The organism is Falsihalocynthiibacter arcticus (genome assembly GCF_000812665.2).
In the GTDB taxonomy this organism is placed as follows: domain Bacteria; phylum Pseudomonadota; class Alphaproteobacteria; order Rhodobacterales; family Rhodobacteraceae; genus Falsihalocynthiibacter; species Falsihalocynthiibacter arcticus.
Genome location: NZ_CP014327.1, coordinates 1730104 through 1755459, shown reverse-complemented (window position 1 = coordinate 1755459; position 25356 = coordinate 1730104). Strand labels below are relative to the sequence as shown.

General features: G+C 54.0%; 20 protein-coding genes, 1 other RNA gene and 1 pseudogene. 7 read left to right on the top strand and 15 right to left on the bottom strand.

The window, feature by feature from the left end; all coding sequences use genetic code 11:
• Position 1 precedes the first annotated feature (1 nt).
• The 7 genes and pseudogenes from RC74_RS08715 to ccoN all read right to left on the bottom strand — a co-directional run bounded on the left by RC74_RS08715 (position 2) and on the right by ccoN (position 7788).
• The gene (locus RC74_RS08715) at positions 2–2200 is read right to left on the bottom strand and encodes a heavy metal translocating P-type ATPase (RefSeq protein WP_039001898.1); all 2199 of its coding nucleotides are present in this window, start codon (positions 2198–2200) and stop codon (positions 2–4) included.
• Entirely contained in the window at positions 2200–2661 is a 462-nt protein-coding gene (locus RC74_RS08710) for a FixH family protein (protein WP_039001897.1), read from the bottom strand. Before RC74_RS08710 ends, RC74_RS08715 begins: the two co-directional genes overlap by 1 nt.
• Positions 2658–4100, bottom strand: coding sequence for a cytochrome c oxidase accessory protein CcoG (gene ccoG, locus RC74_RS08705; RefSeq protein ID WP_039001896.1), 1443 nt, complete (start codon positions 4098–4100; stop codon positions 2658–2660). Before ccoG ends, RC74_RS08710 begins: the two co-directional genes overlap by 4 nt.
• Before the next feature lie 270 nt (positions 4101–4370).
• On the bottom strand, positions 4371–5231 hold the full coding sequence (ccoP, locus tag RC74_RS08700; protein WP_039001895.1) for a cytochrome-c oxidase, cbb3-type subunit III: 861 nt from the start codon (positions 5229–5231) through the stop codon (positions 4371–4373).
• 2 nt (positions 5232–5233) lie between these two features.
• Complete coding sequence (locus RC74_RS08695) at positions 5234–5446, bottom strand: CcoQ/FixQ family Cbb3-type cytochrome c oxidase assembly chaperone (RefSeq protein ID WP_039001894.1); 213 nt, start codon at positions 5444–5446, stop codon at positions 5234–5236.
• An 11-nt stretch (positions 5447–5457) separates the two neighbouring features.
• On the bottom strand, positions 5458–6183 hold the full coding sequence (gene ccoO / locus RC74_RS08690; RefSeq protein WP_039001893.1) for a cytochrome-c oxidase, cbb3-type subunit II: 726 nt from the start codon (positions 6181–6183) through the stop codon (positions 5458–5460).
• A 13-nt stretch (positions 6184–6196) separates the two neighbouring features.
• Positions 6197–7788 (bottom strand): annotated as a pseudogene (ccoN, locus tag RC74_RS08685) (cytochrome-c oxidase, cbb3-type subunit I).
• A 191-nt stretch (positions 7789–7979) separates the two neighbouring features.
• Here ccoN and RC74_RS08680 point away from each other — a divergent pair.
• A complete protein-coding gene (locus RC74_RS08680) occupies positions 7980–8819 on the top strand; it encodes a universal stress protein (RefSeq protein ID WP_039001891.1) in 840 nt (279 codons plus the stop codon).
• Between the two features lie 37 nt (positions 8820–8856).
• On the opposite strand, the gene fnrL is transcribed toward RC74_RS08680, so the two are convergent.
• Entirely contained in the window at positions 8857–9603 is a 747-nt protein-coding gene (gene fnrL, locus RC74_RS08675; protein ID WP_052274788.1) for a transcriptional regulator FnrL, read from the bottom strand.
• A 63-nt stretch (positions 9604–9666) separates the two neighbouring features.
• Between fnrL and hemN the strand changes: the two genes are divergently transcribed.
• Positions 9667–11022 (top strand): oxygen-independent coproporphyrinogen III oxidase, encoded by a 1356-nt coding sequence (hemN, locus tag RC74_RS08670; RefSeq protein ID WP_039001889.1) that lies wholly within the window; start codon positions 9667–9669, stop codon positions 11020–11022.
• Here hemN and RC74_RS08665 read toward each other — a convergent pair.
• The 5 genes from RC74_RS08665 to RC74_RS08645 all read right to left on the bottom strand — a co-directional run bounded on the left by RC74_RS08665 (position 11019) and on the right by RC74_RS08645 (position 17591).
• Entirely contained in the window at positions 11019–12620 is a 1602-nt protein-coding gene (locus tag RC74_RS08665) for an ABC transporter ATP-binding protein (RefSeq protein WP_039001888.1), read from the bottom strand. The genes hemN and RC74_RS08665 overlap by 4 nt on opposite strands.
• On the bottom strand, positions 12617–13723 hold the full coding sequence (locus tag RC74_RS08660) for an ABC transporter permease (RefSeq protein WP_039001887.1): 1107 nt from the start codon (positions 13721–13723) through the stop codon (positions 12617–12619). Before RC74_RS08660 ends, RC74_RS08665 begins: the two co-directional genes overlap by 4 nt.
• 2 nt (positions 13724–13725) lie before the next feature.
• Complete coding sequence (locus RC74_RS08655; protein WP_039001886.1) at positions 13726–14817, bottom strand: microcin C ABC transporter permease YejB; 1092 nt, start codon at positions 14815–14817, stop codon at positions 13726–13728.
• Positions 14818–14832: 15 nt separating this feature from the next.
• On the bottom strand, positions 14833–16764 hold the full coding sequence (locus RC74_RS08650; RefSeq protein ID WP_039001885.1) for an extracellular solute-binding protein: 1932 nt from the start codon (positions 16762–16764) through the stop codon (positions 14833–14835).
• A 176-nt stretch (positions 16765–16940) separates the two neighbouring features.
• Positions 16941–17591: a c-type cytochrome gene (locus RC74_RS08645; RefSeq protein WP_335339587.1), complete on the bottom strand. Its 651-nt coding sequence runs from the start codon at positions 17589–17591 to the stop codon at positions 16941–16943.
• Between RC74_RS08645 and RC74_RS08640 the strand changes: the two genes are divergently transcribed.
• On the top strand, positions 17585–18424 hold the full coding sequence (locus RC74_RS08640) for a prephenate dehydratase (protein WP_039001883.1): 840 nt from the start codon (positions 17585–17587) through the stop codon (positions 18422–18424). The genes RC74_RS08645 and RC74_RS08640 overlap by 7 nt on opposite strands.
• Before the next feature lie 21 nt (positions 18425–18445).
• Here RC74_RS08640 and RC74_RS08635 read toward each other — a convergent pair whose 3' ends face one another.
• Both RC74_RS08635 and nudC read right to left on the bottom strand, forming a co-directional pair.
• Entirely contained in the window at positions 18446–18919 is a 474-nt protein-coding gene (locus RC74_RS08635) for an SRPBCC family protein (RefSeq protein WP_039001882.1), read from the bottom strand.
• A 33-nt stretch (positions 18920–18952) separates the two neighbouring features.
• Positions 18953–19915, bottom strand: a complete 963-nt coding sequence (gene nudC / locus RC74_RS08630) for an NAD(+) diphosphatase (protein ID WP_039001881.1) — start codon at positions 19913–19915, stop codon at positions 18953–18955.
• 153 nt (positions 19916–20068) lie between these two features.
• On the opposite strand from nudC, the gene RC74_RS08625 reads away from it, so the two are divergent.
• The 4 genes from RC74_RS08625 (at position 20069) to RC74_RS08610 (ending at position 25345) form a co-directional block, all read left to right on the top strand.
• Positions 20069–22048 carry a bifunctional 2',3'-cyclic-nucleotide 2'-phosphodiesterase/3'-nucleotidase gene (locus RC74_RS08625; protein ID WP_039001880.1) on the top strand — a complete coding sequence of 660 codons (1980 nt, stop codon included), beginning with the start codon at positions 20069–20071 and terminating at the stop codon, positions 22046–22048.
• A 90-nt stretch (positions 22049–22138) separates the two neighbouring features.
• An RNA gene (gene ffs / locus RC74_RS08620) (signal recognition particle sRNA small type) lies at positions 22139–22237 on the top strand.
• A 167-nt stretch (positions 22238–22404) separates the two neighbouring features.
• On the top strand, positions 22405–23451 hold the full coding sequence (gene rsgA, locus RC74_RS08615) for a ribosome small subunit-dependent GTPase A (RefSeq protein ID WP_039001879.1): 1047 nt from the start codon (positions 22405–22407) through the stop codon (positions 23449–23451).
• A 115-nt stretch (positions 23452–23566) separates the two neighbouring features.
• Positions 23567–25345: a DNA polymerase III subunit gamma/tau gene (locus RC74_RS08610; protein WP_039001878.1), complete on the top strand. Its 1779-nt coding sequence runs from the start codon at positions 23567–23569 to the stop codon at positions 25343–25345.
• The last annotated feature ends 11 nt before the right edge of the window (positions 25346–25356 follow it).

The window sequence follows — 25356 nt, the reverse complement described above, 5'->3', positions numbered from 1 at the left end:
TTTACCTTAGGCGCAATGCGTTGAGGGATACGGTAATCGAACTTGCCGACATGGCGAGGGCTGCAGCAAGGGGGGTCGCCAATCCTGCAACGGCGATCGGCACGGCGATCACATTATACAGTGTCGCAATGCGGAAGTTTTCGCGAATGCGTTTGGTCGCGTTTTGGGCTGTTTTAAGCGCGTCAGGAAGCACGGAAAGATCATTCCCCAGCAGCACAACATCCGACGCCACGCGCGCGGCATCAAGGGCAGTTGCAGGCGACATCGACACATAGGCGGCAGCAAGAGCTGCAGTATCATTGAGTCCATCCCCGACCATCAAAACGTGATGGGTTTCGGAAAGCGCGTTCACGTAATCCGCTTTTAGCGCAGGCAGCACCCCTGCACTATAGGTCGGAATGTTCAGCGTTTGCGCGAGTGTGCGCACAGAGGCTTCGGTGTCCCCCGACAGAAGATGAACTTCGATTCCCCTCGATAAAAGCTCCCGCACAGCTTCTTCAGCACCCATTCGAAGGGTATCTTCGAAACCAAACGACACTGCGGCAGAAGCGCCAACTTTGAGGTAAGTAGATGGGCCAGTGGCCCCCGACGTATCAGCCCCGAGCCAATCGCCGCGCCCAAGACGAACCGGCAAGTCGTTCCACATCCCCTCAAGCCCATAACCCGGCTTTTCGACGATATCTGAAACAAGCTGTGCATTTGAGACCTCAGAACCCGTGCCAATCTGACACAAGGCCCGTGCGAGGGGATGGCTTGATCCCTTCGCGAGGGCGCCGGCAATCTCCAAATCCAAGTCCGAGTGTTCGGTGCTCGCCAAAATCGGTGTACCCGTGGTTAGCGTGCCTGTTTTGTCAAAGACAACGCAATCAACTTGAGCGAGGCGTTCTAGGGCGGTCTCGTGCTTGATGAGCATTCCGCGCTTAAAAAGCCGCCCCGAGGCTGCCGTTGTGACCGCAGGTACCGCGAGACCAAGGGCGCAGGGGCACGTGATAATTAAAACGGCAGCCGCCACATTGATCGCTTGGCGCATGTCGCGTGTAAAGAAATACCAGCCGATAAAAGAGGCCAATGCAAGGATATGCACACCAGGCGCATAGAGCTTGGCCGCCTGATCGGCGAGGGATGTATAGCGACTACGACCACTCTCGGCGATGGCCACGAGGTCGGCCATTTGATGCAACGAACTGTCACGGCCAATGGCGGTGGCCCGAACGACCAGCGGCCCCGTGAGGTTCACTTCGCCCGCACTGATCTGATACCCGGGGGCGGCAAATATCGGCAAAGTTTCCCCCGTCAGAAGCGAGCGATCAATCTCGCTTTCGCCCGTTAGGATCACCCCGTCAACCGGCATACGCGAACCAGGGCGCACCAAAACATGATCCCCGACAGAAAGGGCTGCCAACGGCACCACCTCCTCTGTCGGCCCCTCGGTGCTACCATCGCTCAAGCGGATCGCGCGAGGAACCTCCAGTGCAGCAAGCTCTTCGGCCGCCGAGCGCGCCACCGCACGTGTGCGGTGGTCAAGGTAACGTCCCGCGAGAAGGAAGCAGGTTAGCGTGAGGGCCGCGTCAAAATAGGCGTATTCGCCCGAATGCATCGTCTCATACAGGGATGTGCCCAACGCCAGCGCAATCGCGAGGGCAATTGGCACATCCATATTCATCCGCCCCTTGGACAGCGCCGAAAAAGCACTCGCAAAGAAAGGCTGTGCCGCGAAACCAACCGCGGGAAACGCAATGGCCGCGGAAATCCAGTGGAACATATCGCGCGTGGGCCCCTCGGCCCCCGACCAAACGGCAACCGACAAAAGCATCACATTCATCGACGCAAAAAACGCAACCGCGAGGCGCATCAAAAGTGCGCGGCCCGCCGTGTCGGTTTGCGTCGCGGCAATGGTATCGGCATCTAGCTCATGCGCTTCAAAGCCGATTCCGTCCAAGACAGAAATCAGCGCCTCGGCATCAACCTCCGGCTCAGCTTCAACTCGCACCCGTTTGAGCGTCAGGTTGACCCGCGCATTTGTCACGCCTTTGGTTGCCAATAGTCCCCGCTCAACAGCCGAAATACAAGCGGCGCAATGGACCGTCGGAAGCGAGAGCATAATTGCTTCATGCTGGCCTGTCGCGGCCTGAACCCGCGCAGCAAGCGCTTCGGCCGCCGGGGCCGCTGCACATGCAGGACAGGCAGCCATGGAGCTCATTACTTCGTTTTCACATGGATGACGACACGTTGTTCAAACGGTGTTCCATCCACAGAAACGGCCTGCATGCGGAAATTCCAATTGCCGACATCAAGCTCAGCAGGCGTGCTAAAAACACCGTTCGCATAGGTGAAACTGGGCAGAGTATCCGCGCGATCATGGGTCGCACGTCCTAGGATGCCCGAGATCTGTTGTGCCTCAACGGGTGTGCCCGCTTCGTCCGTTATGGCAATCTCCAAAACGCCATCGGCGTAAGTTGGTACAACGGTCCATCCAAGTGCAAGTTGCGTCTTGAGTTTGTCGTTAAACTGTTGGCTGGCCACATAGGAGTTTTTCACCTCAAGCCCCGGGAAGGTACTCACCGCATAATAGGCCATCGTGAGATTTACCCCGATAACAATTGCAAACGCCCCTGAGACAAAGAAAAAGACTTGCCGACCTGTGATTGGTTTACTGCTCATTTTCCGTTCCCATTAAATATCGTGTCTTTGTAGGCGCGATCGAGTGTTTCGGTATCTTCAATCCAAATTCTTACCGGCGTGCTATCGGTTTTCGCGGCGGCCGAGCCGGAGGGCGCGACGATGTGAACCCGCTGCATGAAGGTCTCGTCGGGGTTCACCATGACCACATTGTTTTCGCGATCGTCTACTTGCACAGTTAGGTCGGCGTCGGAGGTGATAGACACTTGAAAGCCGCGCTCATCGCCAAGTTTGTTGCGCAACCTTACTTCATATGTGTTGCGAATAGAACCGTCCGAAAGCGTTACATATGTCGGATTACGCACGGGCGAGATCACGAAATCGATATCACTGCGAATAAAGAGCGCAAACATAAGGCCGAACCCAACCAGCGACCAAAGCACAGAATAAAGGATCGTGCGCGGACGAAGGATATGCTTCCAGAGCGAACGCGGCGGCTTGCCTGCCATTTCGGCAATTTCATCCGTGAGGGCCATATAATCGATCAACCCACGCGGCTTGCCAATCCGGTCCATTACCTCGTCGCAGGCATCAATGCACAACGCACAGGTGATACACTCAAGCTGCTGTCCATCCCGAATATCGATGCCAACGGGGCACACATTCACGCAGGCCATACAGTCGATACAGTCGCCCTGCGGCGCCACATCAACGTACGCTTCGGGCGCGGCTTTTTGCAACTTGCCACGCGGTTCGCCACGCCAGTGACGATAAGCCACCATGAGCGTGTCTTCGTCGGTCATTGCTGCCTGAATACGTGGCCATGGGCACATATAAATGCAAATTTGCTCACGCATAAATCCGCCAAAAACGAAAGTCGTGAGCGTCAGGATAGCAATAGTTGTATAGGCAATCGGATGTGCCGTTCCATGTAGTAAATTCACGGCCAACGTGGGTGCATCCGTGAAGTAGAAAACCCAAGCGCCCCCTGTCGCGACCGCGATGAGAAGCCAAACGGCCCATTTCGTCAACCGAAGACGTACCTTGCGCGCATCCCACTTGGCATTCCAGAGGCGCACACGGGCGTTTCGGTCACCGTCAATCCAACGTTCCACCAGAATGAACAAATCCGTCCAAACCGTTTGGGGACAAGCATATCCACACCAGACACGGCCCAGCGCGGACGTAAACAAAAACAACCCAAGCCCGGCCATAATCAACAGGCCTGCGATGAAATAAAACTCATGCGGCCAGATTTCGATCCAGAAGAAAAAGAAGCGGCGATGGGCCAAATCAATAAGCACGGCTTGGTCAGAAAGACTCGCTCCGCGATCCCAACGCACCCAAGGGAGCAAATAGTAAATCCCAAGCGTAACCGCCATAATCCACCACTTCAGGTTCCGAAAGACACCCGAAACGCGGCGTGGAAAAATTGGCTCATGGGCCGCATAGAGTTTTGGTGGTGTGTCTGACGCGCTCATTTACGCCTCCTTGGGCCTATAGTGAACTGCACTAATGGTGGAAATCACCGCGCGGTTCTTTGATGTGTATCAAAGTTTCACACAAACGCGAAATTGTCCCTGCGACCAATTCGAAATCAGGCAGGCTGTGCGCCTTGGTCGCAGCGAAAACGCAAAAACGGCAAGACCCCGAAGGAGCTTGCCGCCTTTGTTTTGGTACTGCGCCCTAAGAAACGCGCGAACAGGACAGGACGTCAGCACCATACTAAGGACTCGCGCCCTTAGAACTTGTTATTCGCCACCGCCAAGACCGTGGACATAGATCGCAACGGCGCGAATATCTGATTCGCTCAAACGTGCATTCCATGCCGGCATCACGCCAAAGCGGCTGTTGGTAACGGTTTGCATGATCGTTTCACGATCACCTCCGTAGAGCCAGATTGCATCGGCAAGATTCGGTGCGCCTTGACTTTTGTCACCTAGACCCTCTTCCCCGTGACAGGCAGCGCAATTATCTGCAAAAACAGTCGCCCCGGCGAGCGCCATGGTTTGATCGACATCATCATCCGAGAGCGAGAGGACGAACTCCGTAACTTGCGCGATTTCTTCTTCTTCAAGAATGTCGCCAAAAGCTGGCATCTCGGAGTAACGCGCATCGTCGTTGGTTTCGTTGCGAACACCGACAGTGACCGTTTCATTGATCTCTTCGATCTCGCCGCCCCAAAGCCAGTCGTTGTCGAGCAAGTTGGGGAAGCCAACAGCCCCCGCAGCACCCGACCCGTGACATTGCGAACACCACGTTGCGAAAACCGCGCGTCCATTTGCATTGGCAAAATGGAGAAGTTCGGGATTATTGGCCACTTCGCTCAAATCCGCAGCCACCAACTCTTCGCGCAGATCAGCATTGGCTGCCTTGAAATACGCAATATCTTCGGCCACTTCGGCGCGGGTTGAGTATCCAAGCACCCCCCGCGTCGCCCCGTTGATCAAGGGCCACGCGGGATAGGCGATGGAGTAGCCAATACCCCATATGATGCAGGCATAAAGCGTCCAGAGCCACCAACGCGGCAAAGGATTGTTGAATTCTTCAATCCCATCCCAACTGTGGCCTGTTGTTTCCGGATCTTGTTTTTTTACAGGTTTCTTTGACATGGCTACGCCTCCTCACTTTCGTCTCTGGGCGCCTTTGAGGCCTTTGGGGCCACATCGGGTGCGGGGTGGTCTTCATGTTCAAATGGGATATTTGCCGTCTCTTTATAAATCTTTTTGCTTCCCGGACGGAAAACCCAAAGGAACACCCCCAAGAAGAAAGCGAACATAAGGAGCAATACCCAGCTGTCGGCAAGCTGACGCAAGAATGTATACATGATGCGCCCTCCTAGCGGTCTGGGTCGGGCGTGAAGGTTGAAAAATCAACCAATGTCCCGAGCATTTGAAGATACGCCACCAGCGCATCGGTTTCCGAAATACCCTCTTGGCCATCGAAGTTGCGCACCTGCGCTTTTGGATAGCGTTCGAGCATATCGTCATAGTCGCTGTCTGGATCCGCTTGCGCCATAAAGTCAGCTTGGGCGTTGTCCAACATTTCTTCCGTATAAGGGACGCCGACCATTTTATGCGCCTGAAGCAAATCGCCGATGTATTTACCATCGATCAAATTGTCCTCAAGGAAGCCATATTTCGGCATGATCGACTCAGGCACCACGGATTGTGGATTGTTGAGGTGCGCGATGTGCCACTCGTCGGAATAGCGGCCGCCAACACGCGCAAGGTCTGGCCCCGTGCGTTTTGAACCCCATTGGAACGGGTGGTCATACATGCTTTCGGCCGCCAAACTATAGTGACCATAACGCTCAACTTCGTCGCGCATCGGACGGATCATCTGGCTGTGACAGACGTAGCATCCTTCACGCACATAGATTTCGCGCCCCGTCAATTCGAGCGGAGAATAAGGACGCATGCCCTCAACGTCTTCGATCGTATTTTGGATGTAAAACAGTGGCGCGATTTCTACGATCCCCCCGATGGAGACAACCAAAAGGCTGCCGATCAACAGGAGAGTCGCATTTTTCTCAATGACTTTGTGTTTGTCGAGAATTCCCATATCTGAACCCTCCTTATTCTGCGGCGACCATCGCGGGGGCCTTTTCAGGGGCCCGCACAACAGTCATCCAGAGGTTATACGCCATGATCAATGCGCCAGAGAGGAACAGAACTCCGCCCAAACCGCGTACGACCAACATTGGGAATTTCGGGCCAAGCGTGTCAGCGAATGCCCATACAAGGAACCCTTGAGAGTCAACCTCGCGCCACATCAGACCTTCCATAATTCCGGTGACCCACATGGAGGCCGCATAGAAAACGATTCCGATTGTGGCCAGCCAGAAGTGCCAATTCACAAGCTTGAGTGAATAAAGGCGCTCTTTGTTCCACAGACGTGGGAAGAGATAATACATCGCACCAAAGGTGATCATACCGTTCCAACCAAGCGCACCAGAGTGCACGTGACCAATGGTCCAGTCTGTATAGTGGCTGAGCGAGTTGACCGATTTGATCGACATCATCGGCCCCTCAAAGGTGGACATACCATAGAAGCCAATCGAGACGACCATCATGCGAATGATCGGATCGGTGCGCAACTTATCCCATGCGCCCGAAAGCGTCATCAGACCGTTGATCATACCCCCCAGCTTGGCATCCAGAGAATAATCGAGAACACCATACCAAGCGTCGTCGCCCAGTCAGGTAGTGCGGTATAGTGAAGGTGGTGTGGCCCCGCCCAGATATAAAGAAAGATCAGCGCCCAAAAGTGGATGATCGACAGCTTATAGGAATACACTGGACGTTCGGCCTGTTTGGGCACGAAGTAGTACATCATTCCCAAGAAACCCGCCGTGAGGAAGAAGCCCACCGCGTTATGGCCGTACCACCACTGCGTCATCGCATCCTGAACCCCAGAGAAGAGCTGCACCGAGCGAGACCCAAAGATCGACACCGGAAGGCTGAGGTTGTTGACGATATGTAGCATCGCCACGGTAACAATGAACGAAAGGTAGAACCAGTTCGCCACATAGATGTGCTTTTCTTTGCGCTTCATAATGGTGCCCATGAAAACCAGCAAATAGGCGACCCAAACAATCGTTAGCCAAATATCGACATACCATTCAGGCTCGGCGTATTCTTTGGACTGTGTCGATCCGAGCAGATATCCTGTCGCGGCCAAAACGATGAAGAGGTTATAGCCCCAAAACACGAACCACGCGAGATTGCCGCCCCAAAGGCGCACCGCGGAGGTCCGTTGAACAACATAAAAGCTGGTACAAATCAGCGCGTTCCCGCCAAAGGCGAAGATAACTGCCGATGTGTGCAACGGGCGAAGACGTCCGAAGTTGGCATAGCCTTCGGCCCATTCGAAATTCAATACCGGGAAAGCCAGTTGAAACGCGATAAACGTCCCCGCCAAAAATCCAACGATACCCCAAGCCACAGTGGCAACCGCCCCCGCGCGAATGACATCGTCCATATATCCGGTTGGAGCTGCCTTTTTAGGCTCTCCTGTTTGGCGCAATGTCCAAACAAAAAGCCCAGCAGCCACAGCCATAACGAGTACGGCGTGCACCTGATAAGCCAAATCTCTTGCGTAATTTGCGGCAATGGCAGCAAAAACCGCCACGAGCGCAAGCAAGAGCAGCTTAAAATAATCCCACATTTTCTGTCCCTTCGTCCATTCCCGTCATGATTCTGGTCATGCCGGTGCGTTCTTATAATTTTTGGTATCTTTCCAGCCTAAGGGCGCGCTTTGATCCATGTCAATTCATGCCATCAAAAGGTTGATCGAGGTCAAAGAACAACAACGCACATCCTCCTAGTATCCACATACAACATAGAAGGAGACCCCCCATGGCCTATAAATCAATCCTTACGTTTATGACGGATTCAATAACCAGTGCTGCAGCTCTTAGCTATGCGGCAAATATGACAACCGAGCAAAACGGTCACTTGGATGCGTTTTGCCTTGGGATCGACCGCACTCAAGTAGGGTATTATTACGCAGGCGCCAATGCTCTGATCCAGCAAGAAGCCTTTGCGCACGCCCAAGAAGACGCTGGAAAAAGCGAAGCGTGGACGCGCAAAACTCTAGAAGGGTCGCCATTTACTTGGGCAGTCGACAAAGCCACCGTCGCTTTGCCCAGCCTTGCGCGTCTCGTCTCAATTCACGCGCGCTTTTCTGACGTTGTTATTCTTCCAAAACCCTATGGTGAAGGGCGCGGCGGTCAAGACGAAGCTCTCTTAGAGTCGGCCTTGTTTGAAGGGCACGCGTCGACCATTATTGTGCCGGACAAAGCCAAATCGGCTGTTAAGCCCAAGCGGATCGTGGTTGCGTGGAATGAGAGCCTAGAAGCTCTGAACGCAATTCGTGCCGCTCTGCCCCTTATGATCTCTGCGGATTTAGTAAATATCACGATAATTGACCCACCTGCCCATGGGGCCAATCGCTCAGACCCCGGTGGTCCGTTGTCGCAAATGCTGGCTCGTCATGGCGTGAAGGCCGAGATTTCCGTGCTCGCAAAATCCCTACCGCGTGTCGCGGATGTTTTAACCCGCCATATCGTGGATACCGATGCGGATATGTTGGTCATGGGGGCCTATGGCCATTCACGTTTCCGCGAAGCCATCTTAGGCGGCGCCACGCGTCACATGCTTGAACGAACTGAAGTACCAGTATTTATGGCGCACTAGGAACGCTTTGGGCGGGAGTTTTTTCCGCCCAATTTGCCTATGAGGGCATTCCTCCATCCGAATCATCTCCGGCTTCAGCTAGCAATCGTTGAAAGTCTGGAATCCGAACGTGGCGCTTACCGTCGAGTTCGATGACACCGCTTTTCTTGAGCGCTGTAATTTGGCGACTCACGGTTTCAATCGTCAAACCCAAGTAATCCCCCATCGCTTCACGGGTGAGCGGCAAATCAAACTCCAACGTTGTCCGCATGCCCTCGCCCGAAAACGGCGTGCTGCGCTGACCAATGATAGCAAAGAGACTGGAGATTTTCTCGCGGGCTGTTTTGCGCCCCAAAAGCAGCATCCATTCCCGCGCAGCGTCCAACTCATCCAGCGTCATTTCCAGCAAACGGCGGGAAATTGCAGGGGTGGACTCAACCAAATCCTCAAATGGTTTCTTGCGAAAACAGCACATTACAAGATCCGTGGTCGCTGTCACCTCATAGGCGGCAATCGCGCGACCGGGACGTCCGACAAAATCTGATGGAAGCAAAAGGCCAACCATCTGCGTGCGGCCATCTTCCATAGTCTGGCTTAAACATGCGATTCCAGACACAACAGACGCCACAAAATCCATGCGGTCCCCCGCCCAAACAACCGTCTGACCCGCCTCATAGCTCCGGTAATATTTAATTTTCTCAAGCACATCCAATTCGTCAGGTTCGCACCGTGCACAAACCGCACGTTCGCGAATTGGGCAATCGCCACAAGAACTAAAGTTCATAACTGTGTCGGCTGGTCTCATTACGGTCTCGCAATTTGATTTGAGTCAAAGCCGTACCGCCCAGACTACCCTTAGGGTATCTGGATGGAACAAAATATACAACTTGCCCGTCACGGACTTTTCGACGCGCGCGTGCCGCGTTACACCAGTTATCCGACCTCGCCACATTTTTCCGCTGACGTTGGGCCCGAGACTTTCGTGAACTGGATTTTCGCGATCCCGGAAGGGCGGCAGATTTCGCTTTATGTGCATGTGCCGTTTTGTCGACGCCTGTGTTGGTTTTGCGCCTGTCGCACCCAAGGAACAACATCGGATGCGCCAGTGCGCGCCTACCTTGAGGTCCTAAAAGCCGAGATCGAATTGCTGCGGGCGACGTTGCCAAAAGGCGTTACCCTCGAGCGGCTTCACTGGGGCGGTGGTACGCCGACTCTCCTCGCTCCCGACATGATGACGGAACTGGCGGAGGCGATTTACAGCGTCGCCCCCCTCGCGCCGGATGGGGAGTTTTCGGTTGAAATCGATCCCAACGAAATTGACGACGCGCGTTTGGATGCCCTTGCAAAAGCGGGTATGAATCGGGCCTCAATTGGCGTTCAGGACTTCGACCCAGAAATCCAAAAAACAATTGGCCGTGAGCAAAGCTACGAGCTCACAGAATCCGCCATCACTGCAATCCGCGCACGCGGTATCGCATCGCTCAATGCCGATATTCTCTATGGTTTGCCGCACCAAACACCTGAAAAAATCACCCAAAGCGTGCAAAAATTACTCTCGCTTTCACCGGACCGAGTAGCGCTCTATGGCTACGCCCATGTGCCTTGGATGGCGCGTCGTCAAAACATGATCCCCGAGGAGGCCCTGCCCTCCCCTCAAGAACGTTTGGCCTTATTTGAAGTTGCTCGGAAATTATTTGAATGGGACGGGTATACCGCCGTAGGGATCGACCATTTCGCCCTGCCCTCCGACGGTCTCAGTATCGCCCAAAAAGCGGGTAGACTGCGGCGGAATTTTCAAGGTTATACCGAGGACACGTCGGATGTGCTGATCGGGCTTGGGGCATCATCGATCTCCCGCTTTCCTCAGGGATATACCCAGAACGCTGCAGCAACTTCGCAACATATCGCGGCCATCCGTGGTGGGAATTTTTCAACGAAAAAAGGCCATAGTTTTTCTGCCAACGATAAACTGCGCGGTCGGTTGATTGAAGTTCTGATGTGCGACTTTAAAATAGATACGGGTCAGATTGCCAAGGAATTCGGGCTGCAAAAAGCGGAAATATTGCTCCTAATAGAACCCGTGGCTTCACAGTTTTCCGACGTAGTCACCCTATCGAATGGCGTACTTGAAATACCGCCTGCATTCCGGCCTCTCACACGAGTCATCGCACGCGCCTTTGACGCCTACGCCCTCTCTAAAACAGGCCATAGCTCGGCCGTTTAGGCCGAGGTTACGTTCAGATCTAGAGCAGCAGCAATAAGAGCGCGGGTGTATTCCGTTGTCGGGTTTTCGAATATCTGATCGCTCGTCCCTGCTTCGACCACATCGCCATTTTTCATAACGATCACTTTATGACTGAGGGTGCGAACAACTTTAAGGTCATGGCTGATGAACAAATATCCCAGTTGATATTTCTTCTGAAGATCTCGCAGAAGCGCAATGATTTGTTGCTGAACAGTCCGGTCTAAGGCCGAAGTTGGCTCATCAAGCACCACAAGTTTTGGTCGCAAAATCATCGCACGCGCGATGGCAATACGTTGGCGTTGCCCACCCGAGAACTCGTGCGGATAGCGATCAATGGTGGCCGGATCAAGCCCCGTTTCCAGCATCATTTCTTTGACCAAATCCAAGGGCGCGCGGCCTTGCGCCACGTCGTGGATCGCCAAACCTTCGGCAATAATCTGACCTGCGGTCATGCGTGGTGATAGGGAGCCGAACGGGTCCTGAAACACAATCTGCATATCGCGGCGCAACGGAGTCATGTCGCGATTTTTAAGGGAGTCAATCGCCCGCCCATCAAACTCAATATGACCCTGTGATTGAATGAGCCGCATGATAGCGAGCGCGAGGGTCGTTTTACCCGACCCCGACTCGCCAACGATCCCGAGGGTTTCCCCCGAACGCACCGAAAGGCTCGCCTGATTGACAGCTTTGATGTGCCCAACAGTACGCTTGAGGAACCCTTTGTGAATCGGGAACCAAATCCGCAAGTCCGTGGTTTTAATCAATGGCTTTGCATCAGAAAGTACAGGTTCTGGCCGCCCCGCGGGCTCCGCATCGAGCAATTGTTTTGTGTAGGGATGCTTGGGCGCGTCAAATATCTCGGCTGTTGGGCCCGTCTCTACGACCTCGCCATTGCGCATCACCACTACCCGATCCGCGATTTTGCGCACAATCCCCAGATCGTGGGTGATGAACAAAAGGCTCATGTTCTCGCTCTTTTTAAGCTCCGATAAAAGCTCAAGGATTTGTGCTTGAATGGTCACATCCAAAGCCGTTGTTGGCTCATCTGCAATCAGAAGCTCCGGTCCGTTCGCGAGGGCCATTGCGATCATCACACGCTGCCGTTGGCCACCAGAAAGTTGGTGGGGGTACGCATCAAGTCGACCGCGCGGGTCTGGGATTCCAACCTTTTCCAACAGTTCAACAACGCGATCCCGCGCAGCCTTTCCCGTCAGTCCCTGATGCAAGGCGATGCCCTCAACCAACTGTTTTTCGATGGTATGTAGAGGATTAAGCGAAGTCATAGGCTCTTGGAAAATAAAGCTAATATCATTTCCCCGCACACGTCGCAGATCTTTATCGGGGGCGCCGATCATTTCCGTCCCTTGATAGATAACGGAGCCTGAAATCCGAGCACTTTCTGGCAGAAGCGACACAGTGGACAACGCAGTGATCGACTTTCCCGATCCAGATTCCCCAACCAACGCGACGGTTTCGCCTTCACCGACCTCAAAGGAAACCCCTTTGACGGCCTCATTTAAAACGCCGTCCTGCATGAAGCCGATGTGGAGGTTGCGGACTTGAAGTGCGGTCTTCATTGGAACACCTTTCGGGGGTCAAATGCGTCGCGGATTCCCTCGAAAATAAAGACGAGGAGTGACAGCATGATAGTGAAGGTGAAAAACGCCGAGAAGGCCAGCCACGGAGCTTGAAGGTTTTGCTTGGCTTGCTGAGTCAACTCGCCGAGGGACGGCGACGAAGACGGCAATCCATATCCGAGGAAATCGAGGCCCGCGAGGCTTCCGATTGTGCCGGTAATGATGAACGGCATTAACGTCAGGGTCGCGACCATAGCGTTCGGCAGCATATGGCGGAACATAATCACGCGATTGGAAACGCCCAATGCCCGCGCCGCGCGCACGTATTCAAAGTTGCGTGCCCGCAAGAATTCGGCTCGAACAACCCCCACAAGGGCGGGCCAGCCAAAGAGGATCATCACAAAGACCAATAGCCAAAAACTTCGCCCTAAAACGGCGAACAGGATGATGATGACGTAGAGGCTTGGGGTTGAGCCCCAAATCTCAAGGAGCCTTTGAAAAATGAGGTCAACGCGTCCACCAAAATACCCCTGTACCGCACCCGCGACGATCCCAAGAACCGAAGAAATGCCCGTAACGACAAGGGTAAAAAGGATCGACAGGCGGAACCCGTAAATCACCCGCGCCAAAACATCGCGTTTTGTGTCATCGGTACCGAGCCAATTGTAGCGATCAGGCGGCGAAGGAGCGGCGCCGGGGCGATTCACTTGGTTGCGGTAATTGTTGGGAATGAGGGGCCAAATCATCCAGCCCCTGTCGATATTTTCACCCGCAATTTCGCCGTCTTCCGCGTCTAACATTGTTTCTTCAGGCGTATCATAACAGTCGAGATTGCCGCCTGTCTTGATCAAACATTTCTGACTAATCCAAGCGTAATCGGCAGCGACGGGCAAATCCCCTCCGAATGTCTCTTCCGAGTAAACGTTGAATATTGGGACGTAAAACTCACCCCGATACTTGACCAAAATTGGCTTATCATTCGCGATAAATTCTGCGAACAAGGACAGTCCAAAAAGCACGGCGAAAATAATCAACGAATAGAACGCGCGGCGATTTTTGCGGAAGTTTGACCAGCGGCGTTGGTTCAGCGGTGAGAGCTTCATCTTTAGTCTCCCCTGCTTTCGAAATCGATCCTTGGGTCCACGTACACATACATCAAATCCGAAATAATTCCGATGATTAGCCCGATCAATCCAAAGAAAAACAACGTTCCGAACACGAGGGCAAAGTCGCGTTTTACGGCGGCTTCAAACCCTAGACGGCCTAACCCGTCGAGCGAGAAAATCGTTTCGATAATCACCGACCCCGTCAGAAAAACCGAGAGGAAAAGCGCGGGAAATCCGGAGATCACGATGAGCATCGCATTGCGGAAAATATGCCCATATAGAACGCGCGACTCCGACAGGCCTTTTGCGCGCGCAGTCACGACGTATTGTTTGCGCACCTCGTCAAGAAAACTGTTTTTTGTCAGAAGCGTCAGGCCAGCAAAGGATGCAATAGACATGGCAATCGTTGGCAACGCGATGTGCCAGAAATAATCAAGGACTTTGCCGCCCAGACTTAGACTATCAAAATTATCCGAAGTCAGCCCCCGAAGCGGGAAAATCTGCCAATAGGAGCCCCCCGCAAAAAGCACGATCAGCAGGATGGCGATCAGGAAACCGGGCAATGCATAGGCAACAATGATAATGCCGCTGGTGAAGGTATCAAAACGGCTACCATCAGAAACGGCCTTTTTGATGCCCAGCGGAATCGAGATTGCATAGGCAATGAGCGTCGACCAAAGCCCAAGTGAAATCGAAACCGGTAGTTTTTCCCACACCAAATCCAGCACTTTTTGATCGTGGTTATAGCTTTCGCCAAAATCAAGCCGGATATAATTCCACATCATGGTGAAGAAACGCTCAAGCGGTGGTTTATCAAACCCAAACTGGCGCTCCAACTCCGCAATCGCTTCGGGGGGAAGGCCACGGGCGCCGATATATTTGCTACCAACATCAAGCGAGGAATCTGATATTCCAGCATCACCACCAGAGCCGGAGATCGACTTAAATACGTCCCCTTCTCCCTCAAGCTCGGCAAGGATTTGTTCAATCGGCCCGCCGGGTACGAATTGCGTCAGCGTGAAATTCACGACCATAATGCCGAACAACGTTGGAATAATCAGCAGAAGCCGACGAAGAATATACGCACCCATGACTTGCTCCCAGCTCTACTTAATTGCGCCAGATGCTTTGAGCGCGTCATATCTTTCTGCGTCCACCCACCAGTAATCTAGATAGCCCGAATCAAACGGGGCGATCTCCTCTGGATGGCGGTAAAAATCGAAGTACGCAAACGTGTGAACATCCTTATACCATTGTGGAACCAAGTATTTTTCGGCCCGCAATACGCGATCCAATGCGCGTGTCGCCACGTGCAGCTCTTCAAGGGTTTCGGCGTTGCGAATGACGTCAATAAGGGCGTCGATGGCAGGGCTGCTGATCCCTGCGGGGTTAAAAATGCTTTCTAGCGCTGTTTCGCTACCAAATTGCTGAAGCAACTCATCGCCCGGTTCATTCCCGCCCCCTTCGTGTGCCGTAATCACGTCATAGTCGAAACTTTGACGCCGCTCACTAAATTGCGCAGGATCAACACGGTTCAGTTTGGCGTTCACCCCAAGGGCAAGCAAATTCTCGACATAGGGTGAAATCACGCGGTCAAAAGCTGGCGAACGCTCAAGGAATTCGACATCAAGCGTGTCACCCGCGGCGTTGCGCCGCAAACCATCATCGCCAACAATCCAGCCAGCATCATCCAAAAGCCCGGAGGCCTTGCGCAGGTTTTTGCGATCCAAACGACGCTGCCCCGACACCGGCGCCATGACAGCAGGCTCCGTAAAGATTTCGGGTCGCAATTTGTCTCGGATACTTTCCAGCAAGACCAATTCTTCGCCTTCGGGCAATCCTGTGGCTTCTAAATCGGAGTTTTCCCACAACGAATCCACCCGTTCATACAGGCCATAAAATAGGGTTTCATTTGACCATTCAAAATTGAACATAAGGCCCAAGGCCTCGCGAACGCGAATGTCGCCAAAACGCTCGGCGCGCTCACCGCGTTGATTGAAAACAAACGCTTGCCCAGAAGCAATCGTGCCGTCAAAAACGGTTTCCTGAATGACGGTCCCGTCTTCAATCGCTGGAAAGTTGTATCCCGTCGCCCAAGTTTTGGACGAGTTTTCAACCCTAAAATGGACAACGCCAGATTTGAGGGCTTCAAAGGCCGCAGTATCATCGCCAAAATACTCTATGCGGATTGTATCAAAGTTGGAGCGCCCGATGTTGATCGGCAAATCGCGACCCCAATATTCTGGGTTGCGGACAAAGGTCAAGCGGCGGCCGACTTCGGTCTCACCCCGCATGTAAGGCCCCGATCCAAGTGCTGTGGCGAGGCGCGTTTCATCCAGTATGGCGCCCGTTTCTGCAAACCAGCTGCTCTGAAAAATAGGCAAGCCACCGACCGCCTGAATGATTTCCCGCTTCACGGCGTCCGGCTTGAAGTTGAATTTAATTGTGTGGTCGTCAATGATTTCCGCGCTCTCGACCTGCTGAGAGAGTACCGCGCGATACGATGTCAGCCCCTCTTTCAGAAACAACTCGTAGGTGAATTCAACGTCTTTGGCCGTTACAGGTGAACCGTCAGAAAACGTGGCCTCGGGACGCATGTGGAAAATCACCCACGATTTATCCACCGGATACTCAATGGTTTCAGCGAGCAAGCCATAGCTTGAGCCGATTTGATCAGAAACACCAGAAAGGAGGGATTCATACATGATCGTTGCCAAAGCACCAGGATCACCCTTGCGCGAAAATGGATTCATCGAATCAAATGATCCGACGATCGCGAGAGACATTTCCCCGCCTTTGGGGGCTTCCGGATTCACATAGGAAAGATTCTCAAAATCCGCGTCGTAGTTCAGATTTCCAAACGTTGAAATCCCATGGGACTGTATCACTTCTTGTTCAGCACGTCCCGCGAGAGTGCTGCAAAATAGAACTGAAACCGCCAATCCAAGCATGGCGAGGTTCGGGAAGCGGACCCGTGAGTTTCTTAAATTGACATGGGCCTGATTGACAGCTTGGGCGGAACCAAAACTCTGAGACATTGTTATCCTCCGGACGCGTTCTGCGATTGAGACATTTTTATTAAAACCAGCCTAATTACCCAAGGGTTAAACATACAAGTTGAGATTCCGTGAACACCTGTGAATTTTGGCAAAAATCCACAAAAAAGGCCGCACTTTTGCAGTGCGACCTGTAAAACAGTATTATTGTTAGGCTGTTAGCCGCCGATGGTTGCAAGATACGCAATCACGTTGGCGCGATCTTCTGGTTTTTTCAATCCAGCGAACCCCATTTTTGTACCTGGAGCGAAAGATTTTGGGTTCTCAAGGAAACCGTTGAGGTTCTCGCCATCCCAGTTTCCGTCCATAGCTGCGATCACATCAGAATAGCTAAACTCCGCTTCAGAGCCGATATCGCGGTCAACAACGTTGAACAACGTGGGACCAACTCCGTTCGCCCCAGGTTCAACTTTGTGACAAGCTTTACACTTGCCAAAGACTTTCGAGCCCTTGTCGATGTCTGCTCCGGCTAGAAGTTCTTCGAAGGAAATTTCTTCTTCATCAACTTCGGTGGTTTCAGCAGATACCGTCTCGATCAGGTAGCCCTGCTCAGCGGCTTCATCACCATGAGAGCCGCCGCCTGTATGATACAGAACATCAGCAGCCCAAGTGCCAAAAAGAAATACCAGAAGTGCCCCGCAAAAGGCACCAACTATTTTAGTCATTGTCATTGTGTCGAACATGTCTCGTTCCATCTTGGTAGAAGGTTGAGGTTGTGTAGCCTCTTCCATAACCAAAGAGCAAGATGTAGTTACCGCGACGAAACGCCCTTTTGCGAAAAAAACTCTCGGAGAGCCGAAAAATGCCAAAAATGATCTCATATCAAGGTGAAGCAGGCTCGTATTCGCACCAAGCCTGTCGTGAAGCGCATCCAGACTTCGAACCATTACCCTGCGAAACCTTTGAATCGGCGGTGGCCGCGGTACGGCGTGGTGATGCGCAACTGGGAATGATTGGTGTTGAAAATTCGACATATGGCCGCGTTGCACCCGTTCACTCGCTTTTGCCGACAAGTGGTTTGCATATCGTTGGCGAAGCATTTGTGCGGGTGCATATCAATCTTTTGGCGATTCCCGGCACCAAACTTGCGGATATCAAGCGGGCCCGAAGCATGTCTATTTTGCTGGGACAATGCCGCGAGTTCCTGCAAGCCAACAATCTCGACACCCTGAACTGGTCGGACAACGCCGCGGCCGCCCGCGACGTGGCGGCCCTTGGCGACCCAAGCGAAGCGGCCCTTGCCAGCGAATTGGCCGGCGAAATCTATGGTCTTGAAGTTGTCGCACGTCATATCGAAGACCAAGGCAACAACACCACGCGGTTTCTTGTGATGTCGGGCACCCCTGATCTCTCGCGCCGTGGCGACGACGGAATGATTACAAGTTTGGTTTTCCGAGTCCGCAACATCCCCGCAGCGCTGTACAAAGCAATGGGCGGGTTTGCGACCAATGGCGTCAACATGACGAAACTTGAGAGTTATATGGTAGGCGGCCACTTCACGGCGACACAATTCTATGCCGAAATTGAAGGCCATCCGGACGATAGAAGCGTGCAACTCGCTCTGGAAGAACTCGAATACTTCACGGATCACCTCGATATATTGGGTGTTTATCCGGCCGACCCACGGCGCCACAAAGCTTAATACGCGCAGTTATTGTCGAATTTAAGTTTTAGTCCCTGGCTTAAATCTGTCTTCAATGTCTTGGGCCATAGTGCTCACACGCTTTTCGAATCGCTGCCTAAGTTTCGTTTTTGCCAATTTCATCGATTGCAGGAGCAGGCGACTCGACAATGTTTTCGCACTCAATTCCACCGTCACTTTTAGACGGGTGTGCATTTTTGAAAGCGCAACCAAGTCGACAACCATCGCCCCGTGAAGTCCGCCCGTTCCACCGTTGATGGTAAAACCTTGGTCCGGAACAACATCAATCAAGCGGGCGGCAGACTCGCGCTTTTTACCACGATATTGAAAGACAACGTTCCACCCTTGGACTGCGCCGTCGAGAGCGTTTTCGTCTAAAGGTTTCACTTCTAGCCCACGGCGCAAAGCGGATCGCTCAAAGCTGTCGAAGTCGGAAACCGCACGATACACGACCTCGATAGGCGCTTCGATGTCTTCGGTGGATACAAATATCATGGGTCCGCTTTCCTTGGATGGTACCTTCTTTCCTCAATCGAGTCGATCTGCAAGCCAGTTTGTCATTAAAAATTGTGCGATCGAGCCACGTCTTGCGGCCCTAATTTTCGGATGCTCACCAGCCATCACCTGCATAAGGTCCTCGCGACTTATCCAAAACGCGTCTTCGATTTCAACGGGATCAATCGTAATATCTGTGTTCAAGGCTTCGCCATGGCACCCAAACATCAGGGACGACGGGAAAGCCCACGGCTGGCTGGCCAAATAGGTCACAGCACCAACTTCAATGCCAGATTCCTCAAAAACTTCGCGCCGTACCGCCGCTTCCAACGTTTCGCCGGGCTCCACAAATCCCGCGAGCGTCGAATACATCCCCTCCGGCCACCCCGGACTGCGACCCAAAAGCAACTGATTACCATGTGTGATGAGCATGATCACGACAGGATCGGTGCGCGGAAAATGCGAGCTATCGCAGAGCGTGCAATTGCGCTGCCACCCCGCCATGGTCATCGCACTTTTGCCACCACATTTGGCGCAGAAGCCATGGCTATCGTGCCAATTGAACAACGCCTTCGCGGTCGCGACCAACTCCGCATCTCGTGGCGACAATTGCGCCATCACGGAGCGAAGTTCTGCAAAAACAATGCCTTGTGCGAATTCGGGGTGGATTTGCTCTGAGGGGTCAAAAAACTGGCCAACGAGTTCCAAATCCTGATCGGGCGGCTCCCAAGATGAGATGTCACAAGCGAAAACTGCCTGCCCATCATCAAGGCCGAGGAAGATATACTCCCCCGTTGAATCTTTTAGCGCGGGATGTCCCTGCGGCAAACGCGCTAAACTTTCGCGTGCCTCGCCCTGCACCAAAACCTTGCCGCGCCAAAGCGGTAGAATATCGCCTGTGGTCAGGTGCTTTTGCATGAGGGTGGCATCGCCACGAAGTTGCGCCGCGCGGTCCAAGCCCGAACCACCAAATGTTACCGTTTCAGCTATCTTCACTGCACACCCTCTTTTTCTTTTGGCACAACTTCAACTTTTTGGCCTTCTACCGCAAGGGCCAGAGCAAACCTACAGCACAGAGAATTTCGTTTTTTGTCATAACTGTGTCACCGTAGATTTCTAAAGCTGCACAAAACAGAATCGGAGAACGTCATGGGACTTAGGAATTCAACATTGATCAGCCGCCGCGAATTCGTCGCTGGAGCAGCTTTTGGAACGACATTGCTTGCCATGCATCCGTTCTCGGCGCGTGCCGCCGCCAACCAAGCGCATTTGCGTATTATGGAAACGACGGACCTGCACGTGCATGTCTTCCCGTATGATTATTATTCCGACAAACCCATCGACACCGTCGGCCTTGCCCGTACCGCGAGCCACATCGTTGATGTGCGCGCCGAAGCCACAAACTCGATCTTGCTCGACAATGGCGACTTTCTTCAAGGCAACCCGATGGGCGACTACATCGCCTATGAACGCGGCATGAAGGACGGCGATATGCATCCCGTAATCGCCGCGATGAACGCCGTTGGCTTTGACGCGTCGACGTTGGGCAACCACGAATTCAACTATGGCCTCGATTTCCTGATGAAATCCATCGCGGGCGCGAATTTCCCAGTGGTATCCGCCAATGTTGTCGTTGAACGTGGTGCCAATCCGCGCGACGATAAAACCCTGCTCATGCCCTATGTCATTTTGGAGCGTATGATCAAAGACGGCACAGGCACCGAACATCCGATCAAAATCGGCCTGATTGGGTTTGTGCCGCCACAAGTGATGAATTGGGATCGCCGCCACCTCGAAGGCAACGTGACAACACGCGATATTGTCGAGACTGCCCGCGCCTATGTTCCCGAAATGAAAGAGGCTGGCGCGGATATTATCATCGCCCTGTCCCACTCGGGCATTGGCTCGGCCAATGAAACCGAGTTCATGGAAAATGCCTCCGTGCCCTTGGCCACGGTTGACGGCATTGACGCCATCATGACAGGCCACAGCCACCTCGTTTTCCCCGGAACACAATACGCCGATTTCGCCGGAGTGGATGCCGAAAAAGGCACAATCCACGGTAAACCCGCCGCGATGGGCGGATTCTGGGGGAGCCATTTGGGGGTGATTGACCTCATGCTCGAAAATGATGGAGGCACGTGGAAAGTCTCGGCTCACACGTCCGAGGCCCGCCCGATTTCCCAACGAAACGAAGATCGCTCCATCTCGGCGCTGGTGGAAAGCCAAGACTTTGTCCTCGCCGCCGCGCAAAAGGAACACGACGAAACGCTGGCCTATGTGCGCCGAGCCGTGGGTAAAACCTCCGCACCCTTGCACAGCTATTTTGCCCTCGTCGCCGATGACCCTTCCGTGCAAATCGTCTCAATCGCCCAGAAATGGTACATCGGCGAAATGCTTGCAGGAACGGAATACGCGGACCTGCCAATCCTCTCGGCAGCGGCTCCGTTCAAAGCGGGTGGTCGCGGCGGCGCGGAATACTACACCGATGTTCCCGCAGGCGACGTGGCGATCAAAAACGTGGCCGACCTGTATCTCTATCCCAACACGGCGCGCGCGGTAAAAGTTACCGGCGAACAACTCAAAGGTTGGTTGGAACGTTCCGCGGGTATGTTCAATCAGGTCGAAGCAGGTAAAGCCGATCAGGTCCTGCTCAACCCAGATTTCCCAAGCTATAATTTCGACGTTATTGATGGAGTCAGTTATGAAATCGACCTGTCCCAACCGTCGCGATTCACCGCAAAAGGTGAGCTGGCCGACGAGACCGCAAATCGCATCGTGAACCTTACCTATAACGGCGCGCCCGTCACGCCCGATCAGGAATTCATCGTTGCCACAAACAACTATCGCGCCTCGGGCGGTGGGGATTTCCCAGGCGCAATGGGCGACACCATCATCTTTGAGGGACCAGACACAAACCGCGATGTCATCGTGCGCTACATCGTTGAGCAGGGCACAATCAATCCCTCCGCCGATGGAAATTGGGCGTTCACATCCCTACCTGACACGTCGGTGCTTTTCGACACAGGCCCCAAGGCCAAAGACTATATGGGCGATCTGGAAAACATCACAATTGAGGAAGCTGGCGACGGGCCAGACGGCTTTGCCCGCTTCCGAATCCAGCTCTAATCATCCAAAATCCCGTTGGGGGGTATAAAGCCGCCCCCGATACCCTAAACTAGACTTGAAACCGTCGCCGACTCGGCCTATTTACTGCATTGAGAGGTTGGCGCGGGCGAGCGCCTCGCCAACTCGGTCAGATCCGGAAGGAAGCAGCCGTAACGAGAATTGTTTGGGTCGATGTCCAATCTCTCACCTAATTTAACGCGCATGACGCACTTGCTGAGGAGGATTTTATGATTGTCGTTGCTATCCTTCGGGCAAGCCTGCTCTGACGCAGTTCCCACTGTGATCCAGATTTGCCCTTGCATACGTCCCAGCCAACGCGGCTCCGGACGCCCCAATTCTTTGCAAAGAGCAAAACAATGACCCTTGAAACTACTCTCGAAGATCTCGGCTGGGCCGAGGATTTTCAATCTCAACTTACCGAAGAAGACGCAGGCTTGACGCCGATGCGCATTTCCGAAGTCCACCGTAGCAAGATCCGTGCGCTTTCGACAACGGATGCGCACCTGCTTGTGTTTCCCTCCCACATTACGTCCGGCGACGTGGCGGTGGGCGACTGGATATTAGTCGACGGCGATATCGCGCGGATCGTCCGTGTCCTAGACCGACGTTCATGCCTGACACGGCGCGCGGCGGGGCCAGACTTACGCAAACAACTTGTGGCCGCAAATGTGGACACGCTTTTTATCGTCACCTCCTGCAACGCCGACTTTAATGAGGCGCGCATTGAACGCTTTATTTCCATGGCGTTCGAGGCGGGAACAACGCCCGTCATCATCGCGACCAAGGCCGATAACGCCGAAGATGCGGCAGACTATGTGGCGCGGGCGGAAAAACTGTCGTTGGGACAAGTCGCACTCGCGATCAACGCCCATGATCCAGAAGACCTGAAACGCCTCGCGCCATGGTGCGGACCGCGGCAAACGATCGCGCTTCTGGGGTCCTCAGGCGTTGGGAAAACCACAATCACCAACGGCATCGCGGGCACAACCCAAGCGACCGCAGAAATCCGCGAAGACGATGCGCGTGGCCGTCACACCACCACCTCGCGCGCATTGCATCGCATTCAAGGTGGCGGATGGTTGCTCGACACTCCAGGCATGCGGGAATTCGGGCTGTTTGACGCCTCCGAAGGGATTAACACCGTATTTCAGGACGTTATGCAGTATGCTGACTCCTGTAAATTCCGCGATTGTGCCCACGAGGGCGAGCCGGGCTGTGCAGTTCAAAAGGCAGTCAAGTCAGGCGAATTGGACCCAGATCGTTTGAAACGCTGGCAAAAGCTGCAACGCGAAGACTCGTTGCAGGTGGAAACCGTGGCCCAAACCCGCAAACGCTCGCGCACAATGGTGAAAATGCACAAAACCGCCAAACAGTTGCGCAATCGGAAGGTTGACGGCGACTAGATCTCAAGGCTTGCCCGACAACGCACCCTCGCCCGCCATTTCAAACAAATGACGGCGCGGCGCTGGACGTCGGGCAAGCCTGCCATTAACCTACGCATAACGAAATGAGGGTGATATGAGCGAAACAGAATCCGGTTCTGCAAAAGACAGCGGCTATCAAGTCTTAGCGCGCAAGTATCGCCCCGAAGTTTTTGCCGATCTCGTGGGCCAAGAGCCCATGGTGCGTACCCTCAAAAACGCCTTTGAGGCCAACCGCATCGCGCAAGCCTTTGTGATGACGGGCATTCGCGGCACGGGTAAAACCACCACGGCGCGGATCATCGCGAAGGGCATGAATTGCATCGGCCCCAATGGCGATGGCGGCCCAACCACCGAGCCCTGTGGCGTTTGCGAAAACTGCATCGCGATCATGGAAGGGCGTCACGTGGACGTCATGGAAATGGATGCGGCGAGTCGGACGGGCGTAAACGACATCCGCGAAATCATCGAAAGTGTTGCCTATCGCGCCGCCTCTGCCCGCTACAAAATCTATATCATCGATGAGGTGCACATGCTCTCGACCAGCGCGTTTAACGCGTTGCTTAAAACCCTCGAAGAGCCGCCCGCACACGTCAAATTCATCTTCGCCACGACCGAAATTCGCAAGGTTCCCGTCACGGTTCTTTCGCGCTGCCAACGGTTTGACCTGCGCCGAATTGAGCCTGAAGTGATGATCGCCCTGATGCGCAAAATCGCCAAGGCCGAGAATGCCGAGATTTCCGATGACGCGCTAGCTTTGATCACACGGGCATCCGAAGGGTCAGCGCGCGACGCTACCTCACTTCTTGATCAGGCCATTGCGCATGGAGCGGGCGAAACCACCGCCGACCAAGTACGCGCCATGCTTGGCCTTGCCGATCGCGGACGGGTGCTTGACCTGTTTGACATGATCGTGCGGGGCGATGCCGCAGCAGCGATGACTGAGCTTTCTGGGCAATATGGCGACGGGGCCGATCCGATGGCCGTTTTGCGCGATCTGGCAGAGATTACCCATTGGGTTTCGGTAATAAAAATCACCCCCGAGGCCGCCGAAGACCCCACAGTTTCCCCCGACGAGCGGATGCGCGGTCAAGCAATGGCGGAAAAACTGCCGATGCGGGTGATGACCCGTATGTGGCAAATGCTGCTGAAAGCGCTCGAAGAAGTTGCCGCAGCGCCCAACGCGATGATGGCCGCCGAAATGGCCGTCATTCGCCTCACGCACGTCGCAGACCTTCCCAGCCCCGGTGACCTTGTCAAACGTCTGCAAGATGCGACGCCGCCCCCAATGCAGCCCAATGGCGGCCCGTCTGGCGGCGGCCATCAAGCGTCCTCGACGACCACAAATGCCAGCCAGCCCACCGCTACTCATGGCGGCAACACCACGCAAATGGTGGCAGGCGGCGGCGCAACTGCGCTTGGTGCGCCTGATGCGGTCCTCGCCCGTTTTGGCCAATTCGAAACCATCCTTGAACTCATCCGAAGCCACCGCGATGTGAAGCTTCTGATCGAAATCGAAACCACCATGCGCTTGGCAAATTACGCGCCTGGGCGGATCGAGTTCCAACCTACTGAGAATACACCGCGTGACCTCGCACAACGACTCGGACAGCAGTTACAACTTTGGACGGGCGCCCGTTGGACGGTGACGCTCGTGAATGAGGGGGGTGCCGCGACGATTGCCGAAATTCGCGACGCCGAGATGCTTGCCGTTCGCACGGAGGCGCAAGCGCACCCGTTGGTGCAAGCCGTGGTCACCCAATTTCCGGGCGCAAAAATTACCAGCATTCGCACCTTGAAGGAACTCGCCGCGGAGGCTGCCTCTAGCGCACTCCCAGAGGTTGAGGACGAATGGGATCCCTTTGAGGACAGCTAGGTTGTACACAG

What these genes read in the sequence shown, in the direction of transcription:
- RC74_RS08715 (WP_039001898.1), bottom strand. Translation starts at nt 2,200, where the DNA reads ATGAGCTCCATGGCTGCCTGTCCTGCATGTGCAGCGGCCCCGGCGGCC.
- RC74_RS08710 (WP_039001897.1), bottom strand. Translation starts at nt 2,661, where the DNA reads ATGAGCAGTAAACCAATCACAGGTCGGCAAGTCTTTTTCTTTGTCTCA.
- ccoG (WP_039001896.1), bottom strand. Translation starts at nt 4,100, where the DNA reads ATGAGCGCGTCAGACACACCACCAAAACTCTATGCGGCCCATGAGCCA.
- ccoP (WP_039001895.1), bottom strand. Translation starts at nt 5,231, where the DNA reads ATGTCAAAGAAACCTGTAAAAAAACAAGATCCGGAAACAACAGGCCAC.
- RC74_RS08695 (WP_039001894.1), bottom strand. Translation starts at nt 5,446, where the DNA reads ATGTATACATTCTTGCGTCAGCTTGCCGACAGCTGGGTATTGCTCCTT.
- ccoO (WP_039001893.1), bottom strand. Translation starts at nt 6,183, where the DNA reads ATGGGAATTCTCGACAAACACAAAGTCATTGAGAAAAATGCGACTCTC.
- RC74_RS08680 (WP_039001891.1), top strand. Translation starts at nt 7,980, where the DNA reads ATGGCCTATAAATCAATCCTTACGTTTATGACGGATTCAATAACCAGT.
- fnrL (WP_052274788.1), bottom strand. Translation starts at nt 9,603, where the DNA reads ATGAGACCAGCCGACACAGTTATGAACTTTAGTTCTTGTGGCGATTGC.
- hemN (WP_039001889.1), top strand. Translation starts at nt 9,667, where the DNA reads ATGGAACAAAATATACAACTTGCCCGTCACGGACTTTTCGACGCGCGC.
- RC74_RS08665 (WP_039001888.1), bottom strand. Translation starts at nt 12,620, where the DNA reads ATGAAGACCGCACTTCAAGTCCGCAACCTCCACATCGGCTTCATGCAG.
- RC74_RS08660 (WP_039001887.1), bottom strand. Translation starts at nt 13,723, where the DNA reads ATGAAGCTCTCACCGCTGAACCAACGCCGCTGGTCAAACTTCCGCAAA.
- RC74_RS08655 (WP_039001886.1), bottom strand. Translation starts at nt 14,817, where the DNA reads ATGGGTGCGTATATTCTTCGTCGGCTTCTGCTGATTATTCCAACGTTG.
- RC74_RS08650 (WP_039001885.1), bottom strand. Translation starts at nt 16,764, where the DNA reads ATGTCTCAGAGTTTTGGTTCCGCCCAAGCTGTCAATCAGGCCCATGTC.
- RC74_RS08640 (WP_039001883.1), top strand. Translation starts at nt 17,585, where the DNA reads ATGCCAAAAATGATCTCATATCAAGGTGAAGCAGGCTCGTATTCGCAC.
- RC74_RS08635 (WP_039001882.1), bottom strand. Translation starts at nt 18,919, where the DNA reads ATGATATTTGTATCCACCGAAGACATCGAAGCGCCTATCGAGGTCGTG.
- RC74_RS08625 (WP_039001880.1), top strand. Translation starts at nt 20,069, where the DNA reads ATGGGACTTAGGAATTCAACATTGATCAGCCGCCGCGAATTCGTCGCT.
- rsgA (WP_039001879.1), top strand. Translation starts at nt 22,405, where the DNA reads ATGACCCTTGAAACTACTCTCGAAGATCTCGGCTGGGCCGAGGATTTT.
- RC74_RS08610 (WP_039001878.1), top strand. Translation starts at nt 23,567, where the DNA reads ATGAGCGAAACAGAATCCGGTTCTGCAAAAGACAGCGGCTATCAAGTC.